Genomic DNA, 24600 nt, shown 5'->3' with positions numbered 1-24600 from the left:
GCGCTTACCTCTTGTTCTTCACGGCGGTGCCGAGCACCTGCAGGTAGGCGACCAGCGCCTCCATCTCGGTCTTGCCCTTGACCGCGTCGCTGGCACCGGCAATGTCGGCGTCGCTGTAGGGCACGCCGAGGGTGCGCAGGGCACTCATCTTCTTGGCGGTGTCCTGGCCGTCGAGGGTGCCTTCCACCAGCCAGGGGTAGGCGGGCATCTTCGACTCGGGCACGACGTTGCGTGGGTTGTACAGGTGGGCGCGGTGCCACTCGTCCGAGTAGCGGCCGCCGACCCGTGCCAGATCCGGGCCGGTACGCTTGGAGCCCCACAGGAAGGGGTGATCCCAGACGCTTTCGCCGGCGACCGAGTAGTGGCCGTAGCGCTCGGTCTCGGCGCGGAACGGGCGGATCATCTGCGAGTGGCAGCCGACGCAGCCTTCACGGATGTAGATGTCACGGCCTTCCAGTTGCAGGGCGGTGTAGGGCTTGAGGCCATCGACCGGCTCGTTGGTGACGTCCTGGAAGAACAGCGGGACGATCTGGGTCAGGCCACCGATGCTGACCGCCAGGATCATCACCAGGGCCATCAGGCCGATGTTCTTCTCGAGAATCTCGTGTTTCATCAGTGGGCTCCTTCTACCGAGAACTGCGCGGCTGCTTCCATCTCCACGGATTTGGCGCTACGCACGGTCAGCCAGACGTTCCAGGCCATCAGCAGCATGCCGCTGAAGAAGATGGCGCCGCCGATCACCCGCACCACGAAGCCGGGGTGACTGGCTTCCAGCGCCTCGACGAAGGAGTAGGTGAGGGTGCCGTCCTCGTTGACCGCACGCCACATCAGGCCCTGGGTGATGCCGTTGACCCACATCGAGGCGATGTACAGCACGGTGCCGATGGTGGCCAGCCAGAAGTGGGCGTTGATCAGACCGATGCTGTGCATCTGCTCACGGCCGAACACCTTGGGAATCAGGTGATACAGCGAGCCGATGGACACCATGGCGACCCAGCCGAGGGCGCCGGCGTGTACGTGGCCGATGGTCCAGTCGGTGTAGTGGGACAGGGCGTTGACGGTCTTGATGGCCATCATCGGGCCCTCGAAGGTGCTCATGCCGTAGAAGGCCAGGGAGACCACGAGGAAGCGCAGGATCGGGTCGGTGCGCAGTTTGTGCCAGGCACCGGAGAGGGTCATCATGCCGTTGATCATGCCGCCCCAGGAGGGGGCCAGAAGGATCAGCGACATCACCATGCCCAGGGACTGGGCCCAGTCAGGCAGCGCGGTGTAGTGCAGGTGGTGCGGGCCGGCCCAGATGTACACCGCGATCAGCGCCCAGAAGTGGACGATGGACAGGCGGTAGGAGTAGACCGGGCGACCGGCCTGCTTGGGCACGAAGTAATACATCATCCCCAGGAAACCGGCGGTGAGGAAGAAGCCCACGGCGTTGTGCCCGTACCACCACTGGATCATCGCATCGGTGGCGCCGGCATACAGCGAGTAGGACTTGGTCAGGGTGACCGGAATCTCCATGTTGTTGACCAGATGGAGAATGGCCACGGTGAGGATGAAACCACCGAAGAACCAGTTGCCCACATAGATGTGGCTGACCTTGCGCTGCATTACCGTACCGAAGAAGACGATGGCGTAGGACACCCAGACGATGGTGATGAGGATGTCGATGGGCCATTCCAGCTCGGCGTATTCCTTGGAACTGGTCCAGCCCAGTGGCAGGCTGATGGCTGCGAGCAGGATCACCAGTTGCCAGCCCCAGAAGGTGAAGGCCGCCAGTTTCGGCGCGAACAGCGTGGTCTGACTGGTGCGTTGCACCGCGTAGTAGCTGGTGGCGAACAGAGCGCAGCCACCGAAGGCGAAGATCACCGCATTGGTATGCAGCGGGCGGAGCCGGCCGAAGCTGGTCCAGGGTAGGTTGAAGTTCAGTTCGGGCCAGGCCAGCTGGGCAGCGATGAATACGCCGAGTCCCATGCCGACGATGCCCCAAACCACCGTCATAATGGCGAACTGGCGAACCACCCTGTAGTTGTAGGCGGAACGGGTTGTTGTGTTCATGTCTGGGCTTCCATCCACGGTTATGGCAGAGCGGCCGATACCCGTGGCACCCCTAGGCATGAGCAGGCCACGAACACCACGGATATCGACGCGAGGTAAGCATGAGCAAAGGGCCATCTGGGTTTATTGACGCCGGTCAATGTGAGTCGGGGCTGCCCTGGCAGTGGGACGAAGCGCCGCAGGGCGACGGGATTACCCTGATCCTCGCCCACGGCGCCGGCGCTCCCATGGACAGCCCGTTCATGCAGAGCATGGCTCGAGGCCTTGCCGCGCGCGGCGTGCAGGTGGTGCGCTTCGAGTTCGCCTATATGGCGCAACGACGTATGGATGGGCGTAAGCGTCCACCCAATCCGCAGGCGCAACTGCTCCAGCAATGGCGCGAGGTATATGCCCAGGTGCGCCAACGGGTCGCAGGGCCGGTGGCCATCGGCGGCAAGTCCATGGGCGGGCGCATGGCCAGCCTGCTGGCCGATGAGCTGGGGGCGGCAGCGCTGGTCTGCCTCGGCTATCCCTTCTATGCTGCCGGCAAACCGGAAAAGCCGCGAGTCGCGCACCTGGCCGAGCTGCGCACACCGACACTGATCGTGCAGGGTGAACGCGATGCGCTGGGCAGTCGCGAGGCCGTCGCCACTTACGATCTGTCACCGACCATCGAGCTGCACTGGTTACAGGCGGCCGATCATGATCTGAAACCCCTCAAGGCGTCCGGCTTCAGCCATGAACAGCACCTCGACACGGCGACCAGAAGCATCGTGGAGTTCCTCGCTTCGGATGCTGTTCGGTCACAGATACGCTAGGGGCTGTTGCCGCTTCGTCGCGGCGTGCGCGATAGGGCAACAGAGCCTAGGCTGTTTCATAACCGTCGCAGACGCTGGCCGCTCGTGCCATGCCATCAGCAAGCGCTGCTATGCACCCCGGCTATGCACTTTCATTCGGATACCTTTTCGTGCTCGGCGTGTTGCAAAAGCGGTTGCGCTTGACCGATGGGTCACGCAATGTGACCTCTGCGTGTCCGGCCCGGCGCAGGGCGGCTGACAAAGGTTTTTGGCCTTCTTCGGTTGCATGTCCGGGTGATGGCCATCGTGCCTGCCACGCAATGGGGCGGCGCTTCATGACGGAAACATGGCGGCGCACCTTTGTGGTGCGTTTTGTTCGGATGCTGCTGGTATGTACTTGAAATTAAAGGATTAACTGCTCTGGCTCGGGGCTTGCAAAGGTACCTGCAAGTCCGGGTGACAAGGAGTACGGCATGGCCCGCACCTTTTATGACGAGATGTACGACGCGAGCGGCGCTGTCCGCCCGCATTACCGCGAATTTTCCCGCTGGCTGGCTGAGACGCCGGACGATCTGCTGGCCCAGCGCCGCCGAGAAGCCGACCTTCTGTTTCATCGCGCCGGTATCACTTTCACCCTTTATGGCGATGACCAGGGCACCGAGCGCCTGATTCCCTTCGACATCATCCCGCGTGCGATCCCCGCCAGCGAATGGCGCATCGTCGAACGCGGCTGCATTCAGCGTGTACAGGCGCTCAACCTGTTCCTCGCCGACCTCTACCACGACCAGCGCATCATCAAGGCGGGGATCATCCCGGCCGAGCAGGTGCTGGCCAACGAGGGCTACCAGATGGCCATGCAGGGCCTCGACCTGCACCGTGACATCTACGCGCATATCGCCGGGGTCGACCTGGTGCGTGACGGCGACGGCAGCTACTACGTGCTGGAAGACAACCTGCGCACCCCCAGCGGCGTCAGCTACATGCTCGAAGACCGCAAGATGATGATGCGCCTGTTCCCTGAGCTATTCGCCGCGCAGCGCGTGGCGCCGGTGGATCACTACCCGAACCTGCTGCTCGATGCGCTGAAGAGCTCCAGCCCGCTGGACAATCCCACGGTGGTGGTGCTGACGCCGGGGCGTTTCAACAGCGCCTACTTCGAGCATGCCTTCCTCGCCCGCGAAATGGGCGTAGAGCTGGTGGAGGGCGCCGACCTGTTCGTGCGTGACGACAAGGTTTACATGCGTACCACTGCCGGCGCCCGTCAGGTGGACGTGATCTACCGCCGCCTCGACGACGCCTTCCTCGACCCACTGGCCTTCAACCCCGAGTCCATGCTCGGCGTCGCCGGTTTGCTGTCGGCCTACCGCTCGCGCAATGTGGTGCTGGCCAATGCCATCGGCACCGGCGTGGCCGACGACAAGTCGGTCTACCCCTTCGTTGGCGACATGATCCGCTTCTACCTCGACGAGGAGCCGATTCTCAAGAACGTGCCCACCTGGCAGTGCCGCAAGCCGGAAGAGCTGTCCCACGTGCTGGCTCATCTGCCGGAGCTGGTGGTCAAGGAAACCCAAGGTTCCGGCGGCTACGGCATGCTGGTCGGCCCGGCGGCGAGCAAGGCCGAGATCGAGAACTTCCGCGCGCGGCTGATTGCCAAGCCGGAGGCCTACATCGCCCAGCCGACGCTGTGCCTGTCGACCTGTCCGACCTTCGTCGAACGCGGTATCGCTCCGCGCCACATCGACCTGCGTCCGTTCGTCCTGACCGGCCGCGAAACCCGCCTGGTGCCCGGCGGCCTGACTCGCGTGGCACTGCGCGAAGGCTCGCTGGTGGTCAACTCGTCGCAGGGCGGCGGTACCAAGGACACTTGGGTGGTGGAGGACTGACCCATGCTTTCGAGAACTGCCTCCGATCTGTACTGGATGTCGCGTTACCTGGAGCGTGCCGAGAACCTGGCGCGCATGCTCGACGTCAGCTATTCGCTGTCGCTGATGCCGCAGGACGGCCGTGGCGACGGCCTCGATGAACTGGCCATGCCGCTGCTGATCACCGGCACCCTGGACGACTACCTGGAGCGCCACGGCCCGCTGCACGGCGAACGCATGCTGCACTTCTTCGCCCTCGATGCGAGCAACCCCGGCAGCATCTACTGCTGCCTGCAGGCCGCACGCAGCAATGCCCATGCGGTGCGCGGGCGGATTACCGCCGACATGTGGGAGAACATCAACGCCACCTGGCTGGAGATGCGCGGCATCGCCGAACAAGGCCTGGGGCGCTATGGCATCAGCCGTTTCTGCGAATGGGTCAAGGAACGTTCGCACCTGTTCCGTGGCGCCACCTTCGGCACCATCATGCGTGGCGAGGCCTATCGCTTCATCCGCCTGGGCACCTTCATCGAGCGCGCCGACAACACCCTGCGTCTGCTCGATGCCCGCTATGAAATGCTTGGCGAGGAAATCGACGAACTGGAAGAGCGCACCGCCCGCAGCTATTACCAATGGAGTGCCTTGCTGCGGGCACTGTCCTCGTTCGAGGCCTTCGCTGAGAGCTACCGCGGCTCGCCGCGTACGCGCAAGGTGGCCGAACTGCTCTTGCTGCGCCCGGACGTGCCGCGCTCGCTGCGTGCCTGCATGGAAGAACTCAACCTGATGCTTTCCGGTCTACCCGGAGAGAACGGTCGCCCGGCACAACGCCTGGCCGCCGAACTGGATGCCCGCCTGCGCTACACCAGCATCGATGAAGTGCTCGACGAAGGCCTGCATGCCTGGCTGACCGACTTCATCCTGCTGGTGCGCCAGCTAGGCAACACCATCCATACGTCCTATCTGGAGGTCGCATGAGACTCTCGATCAGCCATGACACCACCTACCATTACGATGATCAGGTGCGCGCGAGCATCCAGTACCTACGCCTGACTCCGCATGACAGCGAACGCCAGCAGGTGCTCAGTTGGCAGCTCGACCTGCCGCGCCCGGTGCACGCCCAGCTCGACCCCTACGGCAATATCCTGCACGTACTGACCCTGGACGAGCCGCACGAGTCCATCGTCATCGGCGCTCGCGGTCAGGTGGACATCGACGAAAGCTGCGAAGCCGAGCACGAGAGCCAGTCGGCCTTGCCCTTCCTACGCTTCACTCGTTTGACCCAGGCCGACGATGCCATCCGCGAATTCGCCGCTCAGCAGAGCAAGTCACGCACCGATCGCAATGGGCTGATCGACCTGATGCACGCGCTCAACGCCCATATCGCCTACCAGCCGGGCATCACCGCAGTGGACACCAGCGCCGCTGAGGCTTTCGCGGGCCGCCGTGGCGTCTGCCAGGATCACACCCATGCCTTCCTCGCCTGCGCGCGCAGCCTCGGCGTGCCGGCGCGCTACGTGTCGGGTTATCTGTACACCGACGACGCCGAGCACCTGGCCAGCCACGCCTGGGCCGAGGCCTGGGTGGGCGACGCCTGGTACAGCTTCGACGTGACCAACTGCCTGGCACGCCCGGAGCGCCATCTCAAGCTGGCGGTAGGCCTGGACTACCTTGACGCCTGCCCGGTACGTGGCATGCGCCGTGGTGGCGGTTGCGAGCAGATGCACGCCCAGGTGCAGGTGGCGCCGTTGTTGCAGGTACGACAGCAGTGAAGTGTCGATAGGCGTTGGGAGGGAGTAGGGTGCGCTGTGCGCACCTCCGACCGAAACATCGGTGCGCACGGCGCACCCTACTACAGATTCGTGCTGCCCTTGCGCTGTGCCATGTGCCGCAGATAGGCGATCAGGCGCTCTAGTTCGGCGCTCGGCAATACCGTTTCGCTGAAACCCGGCATACGCCCCTGTGGCCAACGCCGCAGGCTCTGCGGGTCGCGGATGTACTGGCGCAGGAAGTCGCCCGTGAAGTATTCGGTGGGGTTGTGCGGCAGGTTCAAGTCCGGGCCGAACTCGGCATCGCCGGCGCCATTGAGGCGATGGCAGGCCATGCAGTTCTTCTGGTAGACGGCGAAACCGGCCTGTACGTCAGCGTTGGCATCCGCCGCTGGCAGCAGGGCGGGGAAGCGCTGGGTGACCGGGGCCAACTGGCGGATCGTCGCGACCTGATAGGGCCATTGTTCGGGGCCGATCTGACTGGCCGCCGGATTGCTCCAGACCAGGTAGAAAGGCCCGGCGCTGGGTTTGCCCTTGGCCAGCGCCGGCCAGGGCTGTCGCTCGTCCTCCACGGCCAGCCAGGCGCGAGCCCCCTGTGTGGCCAGTAGGGTGGCGGCGGGCAATTCGGCGGCGAAACCATCGAGCGCCACCGCTTGCAGGTGATCACCAGGGGCGATGCGATCGAGCAGAACGCTTATCGGCACGGCGCGATAGTACATGCTGCGCTTGTAGGCCGCATCGTCGGGGATTTCGATATCGCGCGCCTGCGGGTGATTCAGCAGCTCGGCGCTGCTCCAGGTACGCCTGGCATCGCCCTGGATCACTTGCAGTTCGGCACTCTGTACGCTGCAGGCCAGGAGCAGCAGGCTGGCGAGCAGGGCTTTCATCGGGCCGACTCGAGCAGCGGGGCCAGGTCGTCGTAGGCGCCGGCGTTGATCACCTGGCTGTAGCCCTGTGCCTGCAGTTTCTCCTGGGCCAGTGACGAGCGCCGTCCGCTGCGGCAATACAGCACCAACGACCGATCCTTGTCGGGGGCCAGCTCGGCGATGTGCGAGGCGATCTGCTCATGGCCGATGCGAATGGCGCCGGGCAGGGCGCCGTCGGCGAATTCCTGCTCGGTGCGTACATCGATCAGCACGGCAGCGGGCTGGCGCAATGCAGCCAGGGCTGCGTCCTGGTCGATCTCCCCGGCCTGGGCCAGACCACTCAAGGTGAGAAGCAGCAGTAACGGGCGCATGTCGAACTCCTGTGCAGAGGCGTACAGCATCGCCTGACAGAAAGCCCGGGTCTAGCAGGCTGTTGAAAAACTACCTCGGCTTTGGCTTCCTGCGTCGCTCTACCTCCTGCATCCATGCAGTCGTCGCCTACGTTTCTCAACGGCCTGCTAGGGGCTGCGCCTCAACTGACCAGCCGGGTCAGGTTGGGAATGATCAGGATGACGGTGGTGGCGAAGAGAATGATGCCCGCCTGGCGGAGTTTCGGTTGTTTGAACATGGCCGGTGCCTTTGTTGTTATTGGCTGGTGTTCGGCACCGCTGCGCGACCGCTTGGCTGCTGCGACTTCTGGGCCTGATCCTGTCACTCGCCCCGGCATGACCCGGCGACGATCCCATGCACCTTGACGACTGCGTGCACGAACAACTCTAGGCCGGGTACCGGCAGTTTTTTAGACAACTTGGTTGCAAGCAGCGCAGTCATCGTACCTTCGCGTTATGCCAGTTCCTGACCGTTGGCACAGGAACCTTGCGCTAGACGGCTTGCTCGATCAGACGAAGCTTCCGGGGGCAGGATGACCGTTCGTCTGAGCTTTGTAGTCAATGCCCCTGAGCGCTTAGGTCATTGAGCCAGCAGGTGGCGGCGCTATGGTAGAGGTGCTCGACAAGAACAGGCCTGCTAGCGCCACACCATATCCGAGGACGCCATGACCGAAGCATATATTTTCGATGCGGTGCGCACACCGCGTGGCAAGGGCAAGAAGGACGGCGCGCTGTACAGCGTCAAGCCGGTTCAGCTAATTGCCGGCCTGCTCAATGCCCTGCAAACGCGCAACGATCTGGATACCAGCCAGGTCGACGACATCGTGTTGGGCTGCGTGACGCCCGTGGGTGATCAGGGTGCCGACATCGCCAAGACCGCAGCCATGGTCGCGGACTGGGACGTCAGCGTCGCCGGCGTGCAGCTCAACCGCTTCTGCGCCTCGGGGCTTGAGGCGGTGAACATGGGCGCGATGAAGGTACGCTCCGGCTTCGAGGACCTGGTGGTGGTCGGTGGCGTGGAGTCCATGTCGCGCGTGCCCATGGGCTCGGACGGCGGCGCCTGGGTGATGGACCCGGAAACCAACATCCACACCAATTTCGTACCGCAGGGTATCGGTGCCGACCTGATCGCCACCCTGGAGGGTTTCAGCCGCGCCGATGTCGATGCCTTCGCCCTGCGCTCGCAGCAGAAGGCGGCGCGCGCCAGCGCCGATGGCTCGTTCGCCAGGTCGCTGGTGCCGGTGATCGACCAGAACGGCATCGTGCTGCTCGACCATGACGAATTCATCCGTGGCGATTCGACTCTGGAAGGCCTCGGCAAGCTCAAGCCGAGCTTCGAGATGATGGGGCAGATGGGCTTCGACTCCACTGCACTGCGCGTCTACAGCCATGTCGAGCGCATCGAGCACGTGCATACGCCGGGCAACAGCTCCGGCATCGTCGACGGCGCGGCGTTGATGCTGATCGGCTCGGCGGCCAAGGGCAAGGAACTGGGCCTGAAGCCGCGCGCGCGCATCGTCGCCACGGCGGTGACCAGCACCGACCCGACCATCATGCTCACCGGCCCGGCGCCGGCCACGCGCAAGGCGCTGGCCAAGGCGGGACTCTCCATCGACGACATCGACCTGTTCGAGGTCAACGAGGCTTTTGCCTCCGTTGTCATGAAGTTCATGAAGGACATGGGCGTGAGCGAGGACAAGGTCAACGTCAACGGCGGTTCCATCGCCATGGGCCACCCGCTGGGCGCCACCGGCTGCGCAATCCTCGGCACACTGCTCGATGAACTGGAGAAGCGCCAGTTGCGCTACGGCCTTGCCACCCTCTGCGTGGGCGGCGGCATGGGCATCGCCACCATCATCGAACGAATCTGATCGGTAGGGTGAAACCCGCCATTCGTGTGCTGGCGGGTTGCACCCGCCCTACGCAGCTCCCACAGCTTTGGGAAGAGAATACAAAAATGACTGACGCCATCCGTTACGAAAAAGGCCAGGACAATATCGTCGTCCTGACCATGGACATGCCCGGCCAGAGCGCCAATACCATGAACGCGGCGTATCGCGAGGCCATGGGCCAGATCGTCGACCGTCTGGAAGCCGAGAAGGATTCGCTTGCCGGGGTGATCATCACCTCGGCGAAGAAGACCTTCTTCGCCGGCGGCGACCTCAATGAACTGATCAAGGTCACCCAGGCCGAGGCCCAGGGTTTCTACGCGATGATCCTCAAGGTCAAGGGCCAGCTACGCCGCCTGGAAACCCTCGGCAAGCCGATGGTCGCCGCCATCAACGGTGCGGCGCTGGGTGGCGGCTGGGAAATCGCTCTGGCCTGCCACCACCGCATTGCCCTGAACGAGAGCCACGTCCAGCTCGGCTTGCCGGAAGTCACCCTCGGCCTGCTGCCAGGGGGGGGCGGAGTGGTGCGCATGGTGCGCCTGCTTGGCCTGGAAAAGGCCCTGCCGTACCTGGCCGAGGGTAAGAAGGTACGCCCGGACGCTGCGCTCAAGGCCGGCCTGATCCACGATCTGGCCGGCGACCGTGAGGAGATGCTGGCCAAAGCGCGTGCCTGGATCGCCGCCAACCCGGCGGCCAAGCAGCCGTGGGATGTGCAGGGCTACAAGATCCCCGGCGGCACGCCGAGTTCGCCGAACGTGGCGCAGATGCTGGCCATCGCGCCGAGCGTGCTGCGCGACAAGACCAAGGGCTGCTTCCCGGCGCCGGAAAAGATCATGTGCGCCGCCGTCGAGGGCGCGCAGGTGGACTTCGACACCGCACAGATCATCGAGGCGCGTTACTTCACCGAGCTGACCTGCGGCCAGGTGGCGAAGAACATGATCGGCACCTTCTGGTTTCAGCTCAACGAGATCAACGCTGGCGGCTCGCGCCCTCAGGGCTATGCGAAAACCCAGACGAAGAAGGTCGGCGTGCTTGGTGCCGGCATGATGGGGGCAGGCATCGCCTACGTGTCCGCGGCTGCCGGTATCGAGGTGGTGCTCAAGGATGTATCCCTCGAAGCGGCGGAGAAGGGCAAGGGCTACTCGGCCAAGCTGCTGGACAAGAAGGTCAGCAAGGGCCATATGAGCGCCGAGCAGCGCGAAGCCTTCCTCGCGCTGATCAAGGCCACCGACAACGAGGCTGATTTCGCCGGCTGCGACCTGATCATCGAAGCGGTGTTCGAGGATCGCGCGCTCAAGGGCAAGGTCACCGCTGCCGCCGAAGCCGCTGCGCTGAGCGATGCCGTGATCGCTTCCAACACCTCGACGTTGCCGATTACTGGCCTGGCGACTGCCGTGGCCAAACCGGAGAAATTCCTTGGCCTGCATTTCTTCAGCCCGGTGGACAAGATGCCCCTGGTGGAGATCATCCGTGGCGAGCAGACCAGCGACGAGACGCTGGCACGGGGCTTCGACTACGTCATGCAGATCAAGAAGACGCCCATCGTGGTCAACGACAGTCGCGGCTTCTTCACCTCGCGGGTATTCGCCACCTTCACCAACGAAGGCCTGGCCATGCTCGGCGAGGGTGTCAGTGCGGCGCTGATCGAGAACGAGGCGCGCAAGGCCGGCATGCCGGTCGGGCCGCTTGCGATCAGCGACGAGGTGTCGATGAGCCTGATGAGCCATATCCGTCAGCAAACCCTCGCGGATCTGGCCGCCGAGGGCAAATCCATCCCTGAGCACCCGGCCTTCGCCGTCATCGACCTGATGGTGAGTGAGTACAAGCGTCCGGGCAAGGCGGCTGGGGCCGGTTTCTATGAGTATCCGGCCAGCGGCAAGAAACACCTGTGGCCCGAGCTCAAGGCGCGTTTCGAGAAGGCCGATGCGCAGATCGCTCAGGAGGATGTGCGCGACCGCATTCTGTTCATCCAGGCCATTGAAACGGTGCGCTGCATGGAAGAGGGCGTACTGAAATCGGTGGCCGATGCCAACGTCGGCTCGATCTTCGGCATTGGTTTCGCCGCCTGGACCGGAGGTGCGCTGCAGTTCATCAACCAGTACGGGGTCAAGGACTTCGTGGCTCGCGCGCAGTACCTGGCCGAGCAGTATGGCGAGCGCTTCCTGCCGCCGGCGCTGCTGCTGGATAAGGCGGCCAGAGGCGAGACGTTCTGAGATCTGGCAGGGCTGGTCGGCAGGGGCATCGCAGCCCTGCCGCCGGCTTGGCGCCGCTGGTCGGGTTGCTGCCGGCAGCCCATATTCGTCTACCCTAAGTTCTCTGCAGGGCGTATGATTCTCGCCCTTTTGATCATCCATCATTACACCGGGAGGTGCCTTAGATGAACGAACTCGAAACCCAGCGTCCGGCTGGGGAAAAACTGCAGAAGGTGCTGGCGCGCATGGGCCTGGGCTCGCGCCGCGAGATCGAGACCTGGATTAGCGAGGGCCGCGTCAAGGTCAATGGCGCCGTGGCCGGGCTGGGGCAGCGCGTCGAGATCAGCGATGCCATCGTCCTCGATGGCCGCTTGCTCAAGCGCGAAGAAGTTGCCACCTCGGTGCGCCGCGTGCTGATCTACAACAAGCCCGACGGCGAGATCTGCACCCGTGACGACCCGGAAGGCCGTCCCACGGTTTTCGAGCGTCTGCCGCGCCCGCGTGAGGGGCGCTGGATCAATATTGGCCGTCTCGACATCAACACCACGGGCCTGCTGCTGTTCACCACCGACGGTGAACTGGCCAACCGCCTGATGCACCCCTCCTACCAGATGGATCGCGAGTACGCCGTGCGCGTGCGCGGCGAAGTCACCGAGGAAATGCTGGAAAACCTGAAAAAGGGCGTGATGCTCGAGGACGGCCCGGCCAAGTTCACCGACATCAAGGAAGCGCCGGGCGGTGATGGCCTCAACCACTGGTATCACTGCGTGGTGATGGAAGGGCGCAACCGCGAGGTGCGTCGTCTCTGGGAATCCCAGGGCCTGGTGGTAAGCCGGCTGAAGCGTGTGCGTTTCGGTCCGGTGTTCCTTACCTCCGACATCACCATGGGCCGCTGGCGCGAGATGGATCAGCGCGAAGTGGACATCCTCAGCGCCGAAGTGGGGCTGACGCCGCAAGCGCTGCCGGTGATGAAGGAAAAGGTGCGCGACAAGCTCGACCGCCTGCAGCGCAAGTCGGCCAAGCCGGCCGAAGTGCGCGGCAAGCGCGTGCTGCGTCCTGCCAAGGACGAGGCTGGCGAGGGCGAGCGTGCGAGCCGGCCGGCGCGTCAGCGTGATGGCGAACAGCGGGGGTCTCGCGGCCCGCGTCAGGAGGGTGGCGAGCGTCGTGAACGTGGCACTCCTGTGGCCGAGCGCCCGGGCGATGTGAAGAAGCGTCAGCCGCGCCCAGCGGTGGAGTTGGCCGATCGCCCCGCGCGCAAACCGCGCCCTTCGTCGCCGGGCAAGCGCCCGTCGGGTGGTGATGGCCAGCGTCCAGGCTTCGGGCGTAAGCGATAGAGCAGCTACAAGCTGCAAGTGGGTCATCGCTTGTAGCTTGTAGCTTGTAGCTTGCGGCTGCTCTTATCCCGCCATACTCAAGCGGTTACGCCCTTCGCGCTTGGCGATATAGAGCGCGTTGTCAGCGCGGCGCAGCAGGCTCTCGCTGGACTCACCCGGCAGCAGGCTGGCGCAACCGAGGCTGATGGACACTTCGATGGGTTGGCCGGCATTCAGGCATTGCAGTTCCAGCACGGCGAAGCGCAGGCGTTCGCCGACCTGAGCGGCTGCCTCGCGGCCAGTGTTGGAGAGGATGATGAGGAACTCCTCACCGCCATAGCGGAACACCATGTCGACATTGCGCAGTTGCTGCTTGAGCGTCTGCGCGACGGCCTTGAGCACCTCGTCACCCTGAGCGTGACCGTGAGTGTCGTTGATCATCTTGAAGTGGTCGATGTCCAGCATCAGTAGCGACAGCGGATGCAGGTTACGCCTGGCCATGTCGACTTCGCGTTGCAGCACCTGATCCATGGCGATGCGGTTGCCTGTATTGGTCAGTGGGTCGCGCAGGGCGCTGAGCAGGGCGGTGCGGTAGAGCAGGGCGTTGCGCAGCGGGAACAGCAGGCAGGCCAGCAAAGACTCGAGCTGGGCCAGTTCGTCATCGTCGAAGCGCTGACGGCGGCGAAAGGTCAGCTCGCCCAGGTACTCACCGTCATGGCTGAGGCGGTAGCCCGCCGAATGCGGAGCACGCTCGCCCAGCTCCAGGCGCAGATCGTGCGACGAATGCTGGAACCCCATCGCGTCGATTGGCACCAGCGATTGCACCTCACGGTAGAACAGCTCGAGGATGCGCTCGATCTCCAGGCTGGTTTGTAGCTGCAGGTTCAGTTGCTGGCGCAGCTCGGCCAGCGTGGTGGGTTTGAGCGGCAGGTTGCGATTGCCGGAAAAGCCCAGACGCTGCAGTTTGGCTGCATCGAAATCAATGGTGTTGGGGCGGCGGGGGGGGGCCATACGACTGAACCTCTGGCGCAAGAGTGCGACGACGAAGAGGTTAGAGCGAATTCCGTGCCAGGTGTTTCGTGGTGATCTAAAAGTCCTTATTAATCAGTTGCTTGCTTGATTTTAAAGAGGCCTGCCGGCAAGTATTTGCCGGCTTTGCAGAAAGGTTGATGGCAAATTGATGCCGCTTGCGCCGGAAAGCTGTCGCCGCCTTGGGCCGGGCTGGCAGCTATTGCGCATCCAGCGCCTGACCATTGACGCCCTGGCTGTCCGGGCCCATCAGATAGAGATAGAGCGGCATGATCGCTTCCGGCTCGGGGCGGCTTGCCGGGTTCTCCGCCGGGTAGGCCTGGGCGCGCATGGAGGTGCGCGTGGCGCCGGGGTTGACGCTGTTGGCGCGTACGTTGGCGATGCCGTCCAGCTCGTCGGCCATCACTTGCATCAGGCCTTCGGTGGCGAACTTGGACACCGCGTAGGCACCCCAGTAGGCGCGTCCCTTACGACCGACGCTGCTGGAGGTGAAGATCACCGAGGCGTCCTGCGACAGCTTGAGCAGCGGCAGCAGGGTGCTGCTGAGCATGAACATGGCGTTGACGTTGACGTGCATCACCCGCATGAAGTTGTCGCCGGAAAGCTGTTCCAGCGGCGTGCGCGGGCCGAGGATGGAGGCGTTGTGCAGCAGGCCGTCGAGGCGACCGAATTCGTTCTCGATCATCACCGCCAGTTCGTCGTATTGATGCGGCAGGGCGGTTTCCAGGTTGAAGGGGATCACCACCGGCTGCGGATGGCCGGCGGCTTCGATCTCGTCATAGACCTGGCTCAGGTTGGCTTCGGTCTTGCCCAGCAGTAGCACGGTGGCGCCATGGGCCGCGAAGCTTTTCGCGGCCGCAGCACCGATGCCGCGGCCGGCGCCGGTGATCAGGATCACCCGATCCTTGAGCAGGTCGGGGCGGGCGCTGTAGTCGTACATGGACAAATCTCCTTCGCAGAGCTGCAAGCCTCAAGCTGCAAGCTTCAAGAAAAAACAGAAAACGAAATGGTGGCCGCCTGCCGCTGCTGTGCTAGCAGCCACAGAGGGCGCGGTCGAGCACGGCGCGTAGCTCCGAGGGGTGGTCGACCACCACGTCGGCGCCCCAGTTGCGGGGGTTGTCTTCAGGGTGGATATAGCCGTAGGTGACTGCCACCGTGCGGCAACCGGCCGCGCGGCCTGAGTCGATATCGCGGGCATCGTCGCCGATGAACAGGGTTTCCTCGGGTTTCACGCCCATTTTCTGGCAGGCCAGCAGGAGCATGTCCGGCGCCGGCTTGCTCTGCTCGACGTGATCCGGGCAGACCAGCACCGCCGAGCGCTCGGCCAGGCCCAGGCGCTGCATGATCGGCTCGGCGTAGCGCACCGGTTTGTTGGTGGCCACGCCCCATGGCAGGCGCGCGTGTTCGATGTCGGCGAGCAGGGCTTCGATGCCGTCGAACGGGCGGGTCAGCACCGCGCAGTGTTCTTGGTAGCGTTCGAGGAATTCCAGGCGCAGGGCCTCGAAGGCGGGCGAGTCCGGCGCTTCGTCGAAGGCGCAGGCGACCATGGCGCGGGCACCGCCGGAAACCTGGTCGCGAATGGCCTTGTCCGGCAGCGGCGGCAGGCCACGGGCCACACGCATGGCCTGGGTGATGGCGATGAAGTCCGGTGCTGAATCGAGCAGCGTGCCGTCCATATCGAAAAGAACCGCTTGCAAACGCATGCGTCTCACTCCTCGCGCAGCGTCTGGATCATGTAGTTGACGTCGACGTCGGCGGCCAGTTTGTAATGCTTGGTCAGCGGGTTGTAGGTCAGGCCGATGATGTCCTTGACCTCCAGCCCGGCGGCACGGCTCCAGGCGCCGAGCTCGGAGGGGCGGATGAATTTCTTGAAGTCGTGGGTGCCGCGTGGCAGCAAGCGCAGGATGTACTCGGCGCCGATCACTGCGAACAGGTAGGACTTGGGGTTGCGGTTGATGGTGGAGAAGAACACCTGGCCGCCGGGTTTGACCAGCTTGTGGCAGGCGCGGATCACCGAAGACGGATCGGGCACGTGCTCGAGCATTTCCAGGCAGGTGACCACGTCGAACTGGCCGGGCATTTCTTCGGCCAGGGCTTCGGCGGTGATCTGCCGGTACTCGACTTCGACGCCGGACTCCAACTGGTGCAACTGGGCCACCGACAGCGGCGCTTCGCCCATGTCGATGCCGGTGACGCTGGCGCCGCGCTGAGCCATGGCTTCGCTGAGGATGCCGCCACCGCAGCCGACGTCCAGCACACGCTTGCCGGCCAGGCCGACGCGCTCGTCGATCCAGTTGACGCGCAAGGGGTTGATGTCGTGCAGGGGTTTGAACTCGCTTTCCCTGTCCCACCAGCGGTGAGCCAGGGCCTCGAATTTGGCGATTTCGGCGCGGTCGACGTTGCTCATAAGCATCTCTTTTTTCAAAGCATGGAAAGCGTATCGCCGCTATGTTGCCAGTTTAGGCGTGTGCATGGAGCGGCGCGAATTCGTTCAATGTATGTCAGTTTGTCGCAGGGTCGGTGTCATGTGCTTGCCGGCTGGCACCGCTGATCCGGCTTCCCCAGGCCCTGGCCCTGGCGATCAGCTCGGCCTCGTCCATGCGCGTCAGGCGGCCGTCTTCTAGGAGCTGTTTGCCGCCGACCCACAGGTGCCTCACGCAGTCGCGGCCACTGGCATAGATCAGTTGCGACACCGGGTCGTAGATTGGTTGCTGGGCCAGTCCGGAAAGGTCGAAGGCTACCACGTCGGCCAGCTTGCCCACTTCCAGTGAGCCGACCTGTGCCTCCAGGCCGAGGGCGCGGGCGCCATTGAGCGTGGCCATGCGCAGGGCGCTGTGGGCGTTGAGGGCGGTGGCCGAGCCGGCCACCGCCTTGGCCAGCAGGGCTGCGGTGCGGGTTTCGCCGAGCAGGTCGAGGTCGTTGTTGCTCGCTGCGCCGTCGGTGCCGATGGCGACATTGACGCCCGCCTGCCACAGGCGCTCGACCGGGCAGAAGCCGCTGGCCAGCTTGAGGTTGGATTCCGGGCAGTGGATCACGCTGCAGTTATGCTCCACCAGCAGCGCCAGATCCTCGTCGTCGATCTGGGTCATGTGCACGGCCTGGAAACGTGGCCCGAGCAGGCCCAGGCGCGCCAGGCGTGCCAGCGGCCGTTCGCCCTGCTTGGCGATGGCTTCGGCCACTTCCTGGGCGGTTTCGTGCACGTGCATCTGGATGCCAGCATCCAGTTCGTCGGCCAGCACGCGTATTTCCTCGAGCTTGTCGTCGCTGACCGTATAAGGGGCGTGTGGGCCGAAGGCGATGCGGAGGCGTGGGTGTTGCTTGAGGTCATCGAACAGTTGCAGGCCCTTGCGCAGCGCTTCTGCCGCGTTGAGCGCGCCGGGCACGGGAAAGTCCAGCACCGGAACGCTGATCTGCGCACGCACGCCGGCATCGTGCACGCATTGGCAGGCCACCTGCGGGTAGAAGTACATGTCGGAGAAACAGGTGATGCCGACTTTGATCTGCTCGGCAATGGCCAGCTCGGTGCCGTCACGAACGAAGTCCTCGTCGACCCATTGGCCTTCGGCCGGCCAGATGTGCTCGTGCAGCCAGGTCATCAACGGCAGGTCGTCGGCAATGCCGCGCAGCAGGCTCATGGCCGCGTGGCCGTGGGCGTTGATCAGGCCGGGGGCGAGCAGGCAGTGTGGCAGCTCGCGTACTTCCCGAGCGCCCTGGCGCAGGGCTTCCTCGCGTGGGGCGAGCAGGGCGATCTGGCCATCGCGGATGCCCAGGGCATGATCGCGCAGCACGACGCCAGCCGGCTCCACCGGAACCAGCCAGGTGGGGAGAAGCAGCAGATCGAGTGGAGCTGAGGGCATCAGGCTATCCGTTTGGATCGAGGGCAGGGGTGGGCGCCAGTTTATAGAGGAACATCAGGCGCTTGAAGCGTCTGCATGCAGATGCTTGCTGTCTGAGCGCTGGCCAGGCGGCGTATACTTAGCTGTTTTCGATTGCCAAGGGTGAGGTAACAGATGCGCGAGCAATTGCTGGCGGCAGAGAAGGTTCAGGCAATCGATTGGCATGGTGGTGCGCTCCATTTGCTCGATCAGCGCCTGCTGCCGCAGGAGCAGGTCTGGTTGCGTTTCGATTCGGCTGCCGAGGTGGCACAGGCCATCCGCGACATGGTGGTGCGTGGTGCGCCGGCCATTGGTATCGCCGCCGCCTATGGCGTGGTGCTCGGTGCGCAGGCCTGTCTGGCGGCGGGTGGCGATTGGCGTCAGGCGCTGGAGGCTGACTTCCAGCGGCTGGCGGCTTCGCGCCCGACGGCGGTGAATCTGTTCTGGGCGCTGCAGCGCATGCGTGAGCGGCTGCAGCGTCTGAAAGGCGACCAGGGTGTACTGGAGCAGCTCGAGGCCGAGGCGGTGGGCATTCACGCCAGTGATCGCGAAGCCAACCTGACCATGGCGCAACTGGGCATGGAGCTGATCCGCAAGCATCAGGGCAGCGAGCAGGTCTTGATGACCCACTGCAATGCCGGCGCTCTGGCTACAGGGGGCTTCGGCACGGCGCTCGGGGTGATTCGCGCGGCCCATCTGGAGGGGCTGGTGGAACGGGTCTATGTCGATGAAACCCGGCCCTGGCTGCAGGGCGCGCGGCTGACGGCCTGGGAGCTGGCCGGCGATGGCGTGCCGGTGAGCCTGAATGTGGATGCCGCTGCCGCGCACCTGATGAAGGTCAAGGGCGTGTCCTGGGTGATAGTCGGCGCCGATCGCATCACCGCCAACGGCGACGTGGCCAACAAGATCGGCACCTATCAGCTTGCGGTCAATGCCATGCACCACGGCGTGCGCTTCATGGTGGTGGCGCCCAGCTCCACCATCGACATGGCGCTAGAAAGCGGCGAAGACATCCCCCTCGAAGAGCGCAGTGGCGATGAGCTGCGCCTGCTGGGCGGGCGGCCGATCGCCGCCGATGTGGCGGTGAGCAACCCGGTGTTCGATGTGACGCCAGCGGATCTGGTGGACTACATCGTCACCGAGAAGGGCGTGGTCGAGCGCCCGGACAGCGAGAAACTGGCGCAATTGATGTGCCGCAAGCGCCTGCACTGAGCCATCCGCCACAGCCAGTGGCGGGGTAGGTGCAGGGCGGGCTTTGTGGTAAGCTCCGGCAGTTTTCATGGGGCCTGCCGGCAGTGATCCCGGCGCCTCTTTAGCGCGGCATAACCCGTTGATTTATCGCGAGTCGTCATGGCCAGGCGCCATGCCGACGAACTTCGTAGCGTTCAGGAAGAATGACGCGGAGTTTCACCAGAAAAAGGAACCAGGCTTCTCATGGGCGAACTGGCCAAAGAAATTCTCCCGGTCAATATCGAAGACGAGCTGAAACAGTCCTATCTCGACTACGCCATGAGCGTAATCGTCGGGCGTGCGCTGCCGGATGCGCGCGACGGCTTGAAGCCGGTCCACCGCCGTGTGCTCTATGCCATGAGCGAGTTAGGCAACGATTGGAACAAGCCCTACAAGAAATCCGCCCGTGTGGTCGGTGACGTGATCGGTAAATACCACCCGCACGGCGATACCGCGGTGTACGACACCATCGTGCGCATGGCCCAGGATTTCTCTCTGCGCTACCTGCTGGTCGATGGCCAGGGCAACTTCGGTTCGGTGGACGGCGACAACGCCGCGGCCATGCGATACACCGAAGTGCGCATGACCAAGCTGGCTCATGAGCTGCTGGCCGACCTGGACAAGGAAACCGTCGATTGGGTGCCCAACTACGACGGCACTGAGCAGATTCCGGCGGTGATGCCGACCAAGGTACCGAACCTGCTGGTCAACGGCTCCAGTGGTATCGCCGTGGGCATGGCCACCAACATCCCGCCGCACAACCTCTCCGAAGTGATCGATGGCTGCCTGGCGCTGATGGACAACGCCGAGCTGACCGTCGATGAGCTGATGCAGTACATCCCCGGCCCGGATTTCCCCACCGCCGGCATCATCAACGGCCGCGCCGGCATCATCGAGGCCTACCGCACCGGCCGTGGGCGCATCTACGTGCGCGCCCGGGTCGAGGTGGAGGACATCGACAAGGTAGGCGGTCGCCAGCAACTGGTGGTGACCGAGCTGCCGTACCAGCTCAACAAGGCGCGTCTGATCGAGAAGATCGCCGAGCTGGTCAAAGAGAAGAAGATCGAAGGCATCACCGAGCTGCGTGACGAGTCCGACAAGGACGGCATGCGCGTGGTGATCGAACTGCGTCGCGGCGAAGTGCCGGACGTGGTGCTGAACAACCTGTACGCCCAGACCCAGATGCAGAGCGTGTTCGGCATCAACGTGGTGGCGCTGGTCGACGGTCAGCCGAAGACCATGAACCTCAAGGACATGCTCGAGGTGTTCGTCCGTCACCGCCGCGAAGTGGTGACCCGGCGTACCGTCTACGAACTGCGCAAGGCGCGCGAGCGTGGCCATATCCTCGAAGGCCAGGCCGTCGCGCTGTCCAACATCGACCCGGTGATCGAGCTGATCAAGAGCTCGCCGACCCCGGCCGAGGCCAAGGAACGCTTGATCGCCACCGCCTGGGAGTCCAGTGCGGTGGAAGCCATGGTCGAGCGCGCCGGTGCTGATTCCTGCCGCCCGGAAGGGCTGGATGAACAATACGGTCTGCGTGACGGCAAGTACTACCTGTCGCCGGAGCAGGCCCAGGCTATCCTCGAGCTGCGCCTGCACCGCCTGACCGGCCTGGAGCACGAGAAGCTGCTGGCCGAGTATCAGGAAATCCTCAACCTGATCGGCGAGCTGATCCGCATTCTCACCAGCCCCGAGCGGCTGATGGAAGTCATTCGCGAGGAGCTGGAGAAGGTCAAGGCCGAGTTCGGCGATGCCCGCCGTACCGAGATCATCGCTTCGCGTCAGGATCTGACCATCGCCGATCTGATCACCGAGGAAGAGCGCGTCGTCACCATCTCCCACGGTGGCTATGCCAAGAGCCAGCCGCTGGCCGCCTATGAGGCGCAGCGTCGCGGTGGCCGTGGCAAGTCCGCCACCGGGGTGAAGGACGAGGACTACGTCGAACACCTGCTGGTGGCCAACAGTCACGCGACCCTGCTGCTGTTCTCCAGCAAGGGCAAGGTGTACTGGCTGCGTACCTTCGAGATTCCCGAGGCCTCGCGTACCGCCCGTGGTCGCCCGCTGGTCAACCTGCTGCCGCTGGACGAGGGCGAGCGTATCACTGCCATGCTGCAGATCGATCTTGAAGCCCTGCAGCAGAGTGCGGGTGCCGACGAGGATCTGGACGACGAAGGCCTGGTGATCGAAGGTGAGGCCACCGAGGTGGTCGAGGCTGAAGAGGTCGAGGAGGTCGAGGGCGAAACTCCCGAGCTGGTGGCCGAGCCGACCGGTGCCTACATCTTCATGGCCACTGCCTTCGGTACCGTGAAAAAGACCCCGCTGGTGCAGTTCAGCCGTCCGCGCAGCGCCGGCCTGATCGCCCTGAAGCTGGAAGAGGGCGACACCCTGATCGCCGCTGCCATCACCGACGGCGCCAAGGAAGTCATGCTGTTCTCCGATGCCGGCAAGGTGCTGCGTTTCGCCGAGAGCAAGGTGCGCACCATGGGTCGTACCGCCCGCGGCGTGCGTGGCATGCGTCTGGGCAAGGATCAGCGTCTGATCTCCATGCTGATTCCCGAGTCCGGCGCACAGATTCTGACCGCCTCCGAGCGCGGTTTCGGCAAGCGTACCAGTCTGGGCAAGTTCCCCCGTCGCGGTCGCGGCGGCCAGGGTGTGATCGCCATGGTCACCAGCGAGCGTAATGGCAAGCTGGTCGGTGCCATCCAGGTGCAGGACGGCGAGGAAATCATGCTGATTTCCGACCAGGGCACCCTGGTGCGTACCCGTGTCGACGAGGTGTCCAGTTCCGGCCGTAACACCCAGGGCGTGACCCTGATCAAGCTGGCCAAGGACGAGACCCTGGTGGGCCTGGAGCGCGTGCAGGAGCCGACGCCGGTAGAAGAGGACGAACTGGTCGAGGGTGAAGAGAGTGTCGAGGTTGCCAATGAGGGTGCCGAGACGCCGATCACCGACGCCGAGGAAGCCGGCGAGGAGTAGGGTCGAGCTCCGTGGGAGGGGCTTTAGCCGCGACTGTCGCCGCTAAAGCGCCTCCCACGGGTGCGGCAGACAGTTTGGACATGCCACTGCCTGGTGGTGGCGTTCTGTGAATCTGAGAGAGACAGACGTGAGCAAGCGAGCTTTTAACTTCTGCGCCGGCCCGGCCGCGCTGCCGACCGCTGTACTGCAACGCGCCCAGGCCGAGATGCTCGACTGGCAGGGCAAGGGCCTGTCGGTGATGGAGATGAGTCATCGCAGCGACGAGTACGTGGCCATCGCCAGCCAGGCCGAGCAGGATCTGCGCGACCTGCTCGCCGTGCCCAACGACTACAAGGTGTTGTTCCTGCAGGGCGGTGCCAGCCAGCAGTTCGCCGAAATCCCGCTCAACCTGCTGCCGGAAGACGGCGTGGCGGATTACGTCGACACCGGCATCTGGTCGAAGAAGGCCATCGAAGAGGCGCGTCGCTATGGCGCCATCAATGTGGCCGCCAGTGCCAAGGCGCACGACTACTTCGCCATTCCCGGACAGAACGACTGGCAACTGTCGAAAGATGCCGCCTACGTGCATTACTGCAGTAACGAAACCATCGGCGGCCTGCAGTTCGACTGGGTACCGCAGACCGGCGATACCCCGCTGGTGGTGGACATGTCCTCGGACATCCTCTCGCGCCCCATCGACGTGTCGCAGTTCGGCCTGATCTACGCCGGTGCGCAGAAGAACATCGGCCCCAGCGGCCTGGTGGTGGTGATCGTCCGAGAAGACCTGCTCGGCCGTGCCCGCAGCGCCTGTCCGACCATGCTCGACTACAAGGTTTCGGCCGACAACGGCTCGATGTACAACACCCCGGCCACCTATTCCTGGTACCTGTCCGGCCTGGTGTTCCAGTGGCTCAAGGAGCAGGGTGGCGTCGAGGCCATGGAGCGCGTCAACCGCGCCAAGAAGGAGCTGCTGTACAAAGCCATCGACAGCAGCGATTTCTACAGTAATCCCATCGCCCACAACGCCCGCTCCTGGATGAACGTACCGTTCCGCCTGGCCGACGAGAAGCTGGACAAGGTCTTCCTCGCCGGTGCCGATGAGCGCGGCCTGCTCAACCTCAAGGGACACCGTTCGGTCGGCGGCATGCGCGCTTCCATCTACAACGCCGTCGGCCTGGATGCCGTCGAGGCGCTGGTGGCCTACATGGCCGAGTTCGAGAAGGAGCACGGTTGATATGTCCGAGCAGGAGCTGCAGGCGCTGCGCGTGCGCATCGACAACCTCGACGAGCGCATCCTCGAACTGATCAGTGATCGCGCCCGCTGCGCCGAAGAAGTCGCGCGGGTGAAGATGAAGGAACTCAAGGAAGGCGAGTCCCCGGTGTTCTATCGTCCCGAGCGCGAAGCCCAGGTGCTCAAGCGCGTGATGGAGCGTAACCAGGGGCCGCTGGGTAACGAGGAAATGGCGCGGCTGTTCCGCGAGATCATGTCCTCCTGTCTGGCCCTGGAGAATCCGCTCAAGGTGGCCTACCTCGGCCCGGAAGGCACCTTCAGCCAGGCCGCGGCGATGAAGCATTTCGGTCACGCCGTGATCAGCGTGCCGATGGCGGCCATCGACGAAGTGTTCCGCGAAGTGGCCGCCGGCGCGGTGAACTTCGGTGTGGTGCCGGTGGAGAACTCCACCGAGGGTGCCATCAACCACACACTCGACAGCTTCCTCGAACACGACCTGGTGATCTGCGGCGAAGTCGAACTGCGCATCCACCATCACTTGCTGGTGGGCGAAACCACCAAGACCGACAAGATCACTCGCATCTATTCCCATGCCCAGTCCCTGGCGCAGTGCCGCAAGTGGCTGGACGCGCATTACCCGAACGTCGAGCGCGTGGCGGTGTCCAGCAACGCCGACGCGGCCAAGCGGGTCAAGAGCGAGTGGAACAGCGCGGCCATCGCCGGCGACATGGCGGCCAACCTGTATGGCCTGAGCAAGCTGGCGGAGAAGATCGAAGATCGTCCGGACAACTCCACGCGCTTTCTCATCATCGGCAATCAGGAAGTGCCGCCGACCGGCGACGACAAGACCTCGATCATCGTCTCCATGCGCAACAAGCCCGGCGCGCTGCACGAGCTGCTGGTACCGTTCCACAACAACGGTATCGACCTGACCCGCATCGAGACTCGGCCGTCGCGCAGCGGCAAGTGGACCTACGTGTTCTTCATCGACTTCGTCGGTCACCATCGCGATCCGTTGATCAAGGACGTGCTGGAGAAGCTTGCCCAAGACGCTGTGGCGCTGAAGGTGCTGGGCTCCTATCCGAAGGCGGTACTTTGAGCCGCAAGCGTCAAGCCGCAAGCTGCAAGAGGGAAGCAGTTTGTCGCCTGATGCCGGAGGTGCTGCCGTGAGTCGC

At 64.1% G+C, this 24600-nt stretch carries 20 protein-coding genes; 11 read left to right on the top strand and 9 right to left on the bottom strand.

Translation table 11 applies throughout. From position 1 onward, the window contains the following. Nucleotides 1-4 precede the first annotated feature (4 nt). Both ccoO and ccoN read right to left on the bottom strand, forming a co-directional pair. Complete coding sequence (gene ccoO / locus OU800_RS14130; RefSeq protein ID WP_268177923.1) at nucleotides 5-613, bottom strand: cytochrome-c oxidase, cbb3-type subunit II; 609 nt, start codon at nucleotides 611-613, stop codon at nucleotides 5-7. After that, the gene (gene ccoN / locus OU800_RS14125; protein WP_268177922.1) at nucleotides 613-2052 is read right to left on the bottom strand and encodes a cytochrome-c oxidase, cbb3-type subunit I; all 1440 of its coding nucleotides are present in this window, start codon (nucleotides 2050-2052) and stop codon (nucleotides 613-615) included. The genes ccoO and ccoN overlap by 1 nt, the downstream gene beginning before the upstream one ends. A 101-nt stretch (nucleotides 2053-2153) precedes the next feature. Between ccoN and OU800_RS14120 the strand changes: the two genes are divergently transcribed. From OU800_RS14120 to OU800_RS14105, 4 genes are all read left to right on the top strand, one after another. Next, nucleotides 2154-2849, top strand: a complete 696-nt coding sequence (locus tag OU800_RS14120; RefSeq protein WP_268177921.1) for an alpha/beta fold hydrolase — start codon at nucleotides 2154-2156, stop codon at nucleotides 2847-2849. Between the two features lie 452 nt (nucleotides 2850-3301). Then, entirely contained in the window at nucleotides 3302-4711 is a 1410-nt protein-coding gene (locus OU800_RS14115) for a circularly permuted type 2 ATP-grasp protein (RefSeq protein ID WP_268177920.1), read from the top strand. Between the two features lie 3 nt (nucleotides 4712-4714). Then, nucleotides 4715-5665, top strand: a complete 951-nt coding sequence (locus OU800_RS14110) for an alpha-E domain-containing protein (protein ID WP_017677196.1) — start codon at nucleotides 4715-4717, stop codon at nucleotides 5663-5665. After that, a complete protein-coding gene (locus OU800_RS14105) occupies nucleotides 5662-6459 on the top strand; it encodes a transglutaminase family protein (RefSeq protein ID WP_268177919.1) in 798 nt (265 codons plus the stop codon). Before OU800_RS14110 ends, OU800_RS14105 begins: the two co-directional genes overlap by 4 nt. 80 nt (nucleotides 6460-6539) lie before the next feature. On the opposite strand, the gene OU800_RS14100 is transcribed toward OU800_RS14105, so the two are convergent. Both OU800_RS14100 and OU800_RS14095 read right to left on the bottom strand, forming a co-directional pair. Continuing rightward, nucleotides 6540-7343: a cytochrome c gene (locus OU800_RS14100; RefSeq protein ID WP_268177918.1), complete on the bottom strand. Its 804-nt coding sequence runs from the start codon at nucleotides 7341-7343 to the stop codon at nucleotides 6540-6542. Beyond that, on the bottom strand, nucleotides 7340-7693 hold the full coding sequence (locus OU800_RS14095) for a rhodanese-like domain-containing protein (protein WP_268177917.1): 354 nt from the start codon (nucleotides 7691-7693) through the stop codon (nucleotides 7340-7342). The genes OU800_RS14100 and OU800_RS14095 overlap by 4 nt, the downstream gene beginning before the upstream one ends. Before the next feature lie 683 nt (nucleotides 7694-8376). Here OU800_RS14095 and OU800_RS14090 point away from each other — a divergent pair. The 3 genes from OU800_RS14090 (at nucleotide 8377) to rluB (ending at nucleotide 13126) form a co-directional block, all read left to right on the top strand. After that, nucleotides 8377-9582, top strand: a complete 1206-nt coding sequence (locus OU800_RS14090) for an acetyl-CoA C-acetyltransferase (RefSeq protein WP_268177916.1) — start codon at nucleotides 8377-8379, stop codon at nucleotides 9580-9582. 86 nt (nucleotides 9583-9668) lie between these two features. Beyond that, nucleotides 9669-11813, top strand: a complete 2145-nt coding sequence (locus tag OU800_RS14085; RefSeq protein ID WP_268177915.1) for a 3-hydroxyacyl-CoA dehydrogenase NAD-binding domain-containing protein — start codon at nucleotides 9669-9671, stop codon at nucleotides 11811-11813. A gap of 164 nt (nucleotides 11814-11977) precedes the next feature. Beyond that, complete coding sequence (rluB, locus tag OU800_RS14080; protein WP_268177914.1) at nucleotides 11978-13126, top strand: 23S rRNA pseudouridine(2605) synthase RluB; 1149 nt, start codon at nucleotides 11978-11980, stop codon at nucleotides 13124-13126. A 63-nt stretch (nucleotides 13127-13189) separates the two neighbouring features. Here rluB and OU800_RS14075 read toward each other — a convergent pair whose 3' ends face one another. From OU800_RS14075 to OU800_RS14055, 5 genes are all read right to left on the bottom strand, one after another. After that, a complete protein-coding gene (locus OU800_RS14075; RefSeq protein ID WP_268177913.1) occupies nucleotides 13190-14116 on the bottom strand; it encodes a GGDEF domain-containing protein in 927 nt (308 codons plus the stop codon). Between the two features lie 217 nt (nucleotides 14117-14333). Next, nucleotides 14334-15074, bottom strand: coding sequence for a YciK family oxidoreductase (locus tag OU800_RS14070; protein WP_268177912.1), 741 nt, complete (start codon nucleotides 15072-15074; stop codon nucleotides 14334-14336). 91 nt (nucleotides 15075-15165) lie between these two features. Continuing rightward, complete coding sequence (gene mupP, locus OU800_RS14065) at nucleotides 15166-15837, bottom strand: N-acetylmuramic acid 6-phosphate phosphatase MupP (protein WP_268177911.1); 672 nt, start codon at nucleotides 15835-15837, stop codon at nucleotides 15166-15168. Nucleotides 15838-15842: 5 nt separating this feature from the next. Beyond that, nucleotides 15843-16541 carry a bifunctional 2-polyprenyl-6-hydroxyphenol methylase/3-demethylubiquinol 3-O-methyltransferase UbiG gene (ubiG, locus tag OU800_RS14060; RefSeq protein ID WP_268177910.1) on the bottom strand — a complete coding sequence of 233 codons (699 nt, stop codon included), beginning with the start codon at nucleotides 16539-16541 and terminating at the stop codon, nucleotides 15843-15845. Between the two features lie 94 nt (nucleotides 16542-16635). After that, nucleotides 16636-17991, bottom strand: a complete 1356-nt coding sequence (locus OU800_RS14055) for a TRZ/ATZ family hydrolase (RefSeq protein ID WP_268177909.1) — start codon at nucleotides 17989-17991, stop codon at nucleotides 16636-16638. A 153-nt stretch (nucleotides 17992-18144) separates the two neighbouring features. On the opposite strand from OU800_RS14055, the gene mtnA reads away from it, so the two are divergent. From mtnA to pheA, 4 genes are all read left to right on the top strand, one after another. Next, complete coding sequence (gene mtnA, locus OU800_RS14050; RefSeq protein ID WP_268177908.1) at nucleotides 18145-19221, top strand: S-methyl-5-thioribose-1-phosphate isomerase; 1077 nt, start codon at nucleotides 18145-18147, stop codon at nucleotides 19219-19221. Nucleotides 19222-19443: 222 nt separating this feature from the next. Further along, a complete protein-coding gene (gene gyrA, locus OU800_RS14045; RefSeq protein WP_268177907.1) occupies nucleotides 19444-22215 on the top strand; it encodes a DNA gyrase subunit A in 2772 nt (923 codons plus the stop codon). A 127-nt stretch (nucleotides 22216-22342) separates the two neighbouring features. Then, on the top strand, nucleotides 22343-23428 hold the full coding sequence (serC, locus tag OU800_RS14040; protein WP_268177906.1) for a 3-phosphoserine/phosphohydroxythreonine transaminase: 1086 nt from the start codon (nucleotides 22343-22345) through the stop codon (nucleotides 23426-23428). A gap of 1 nt (nucleotide 23429) precedes the next feature. Continuing rightward, nucleotides 23430-24524 (top strand): prephenate dehydratase, encoded by a 1095-nt coding sequence (gene pheA / locus OU800_RS14035; protein ID WP_268177905.1) that lies wholly within the window; start codon nucleotides 23430-23432, stop codon nucleotides 24522-24524. The last annotated feature ends 76 nt before the right edge of the window (nucleotides 24525-24600 follow it).

This window comes from Pseudomonas sp. GOM7, from assembly GCF_026723825.1.
Lineage (GTDB): Bacteria > Pseudomonadota > Gammaproteobacteria > Pseudomonadales > Pseudomonadaceae > Aquipseudomonas.
This window is presented reverse-complemented; position numbering and strand designations above follow the sequence as displayed.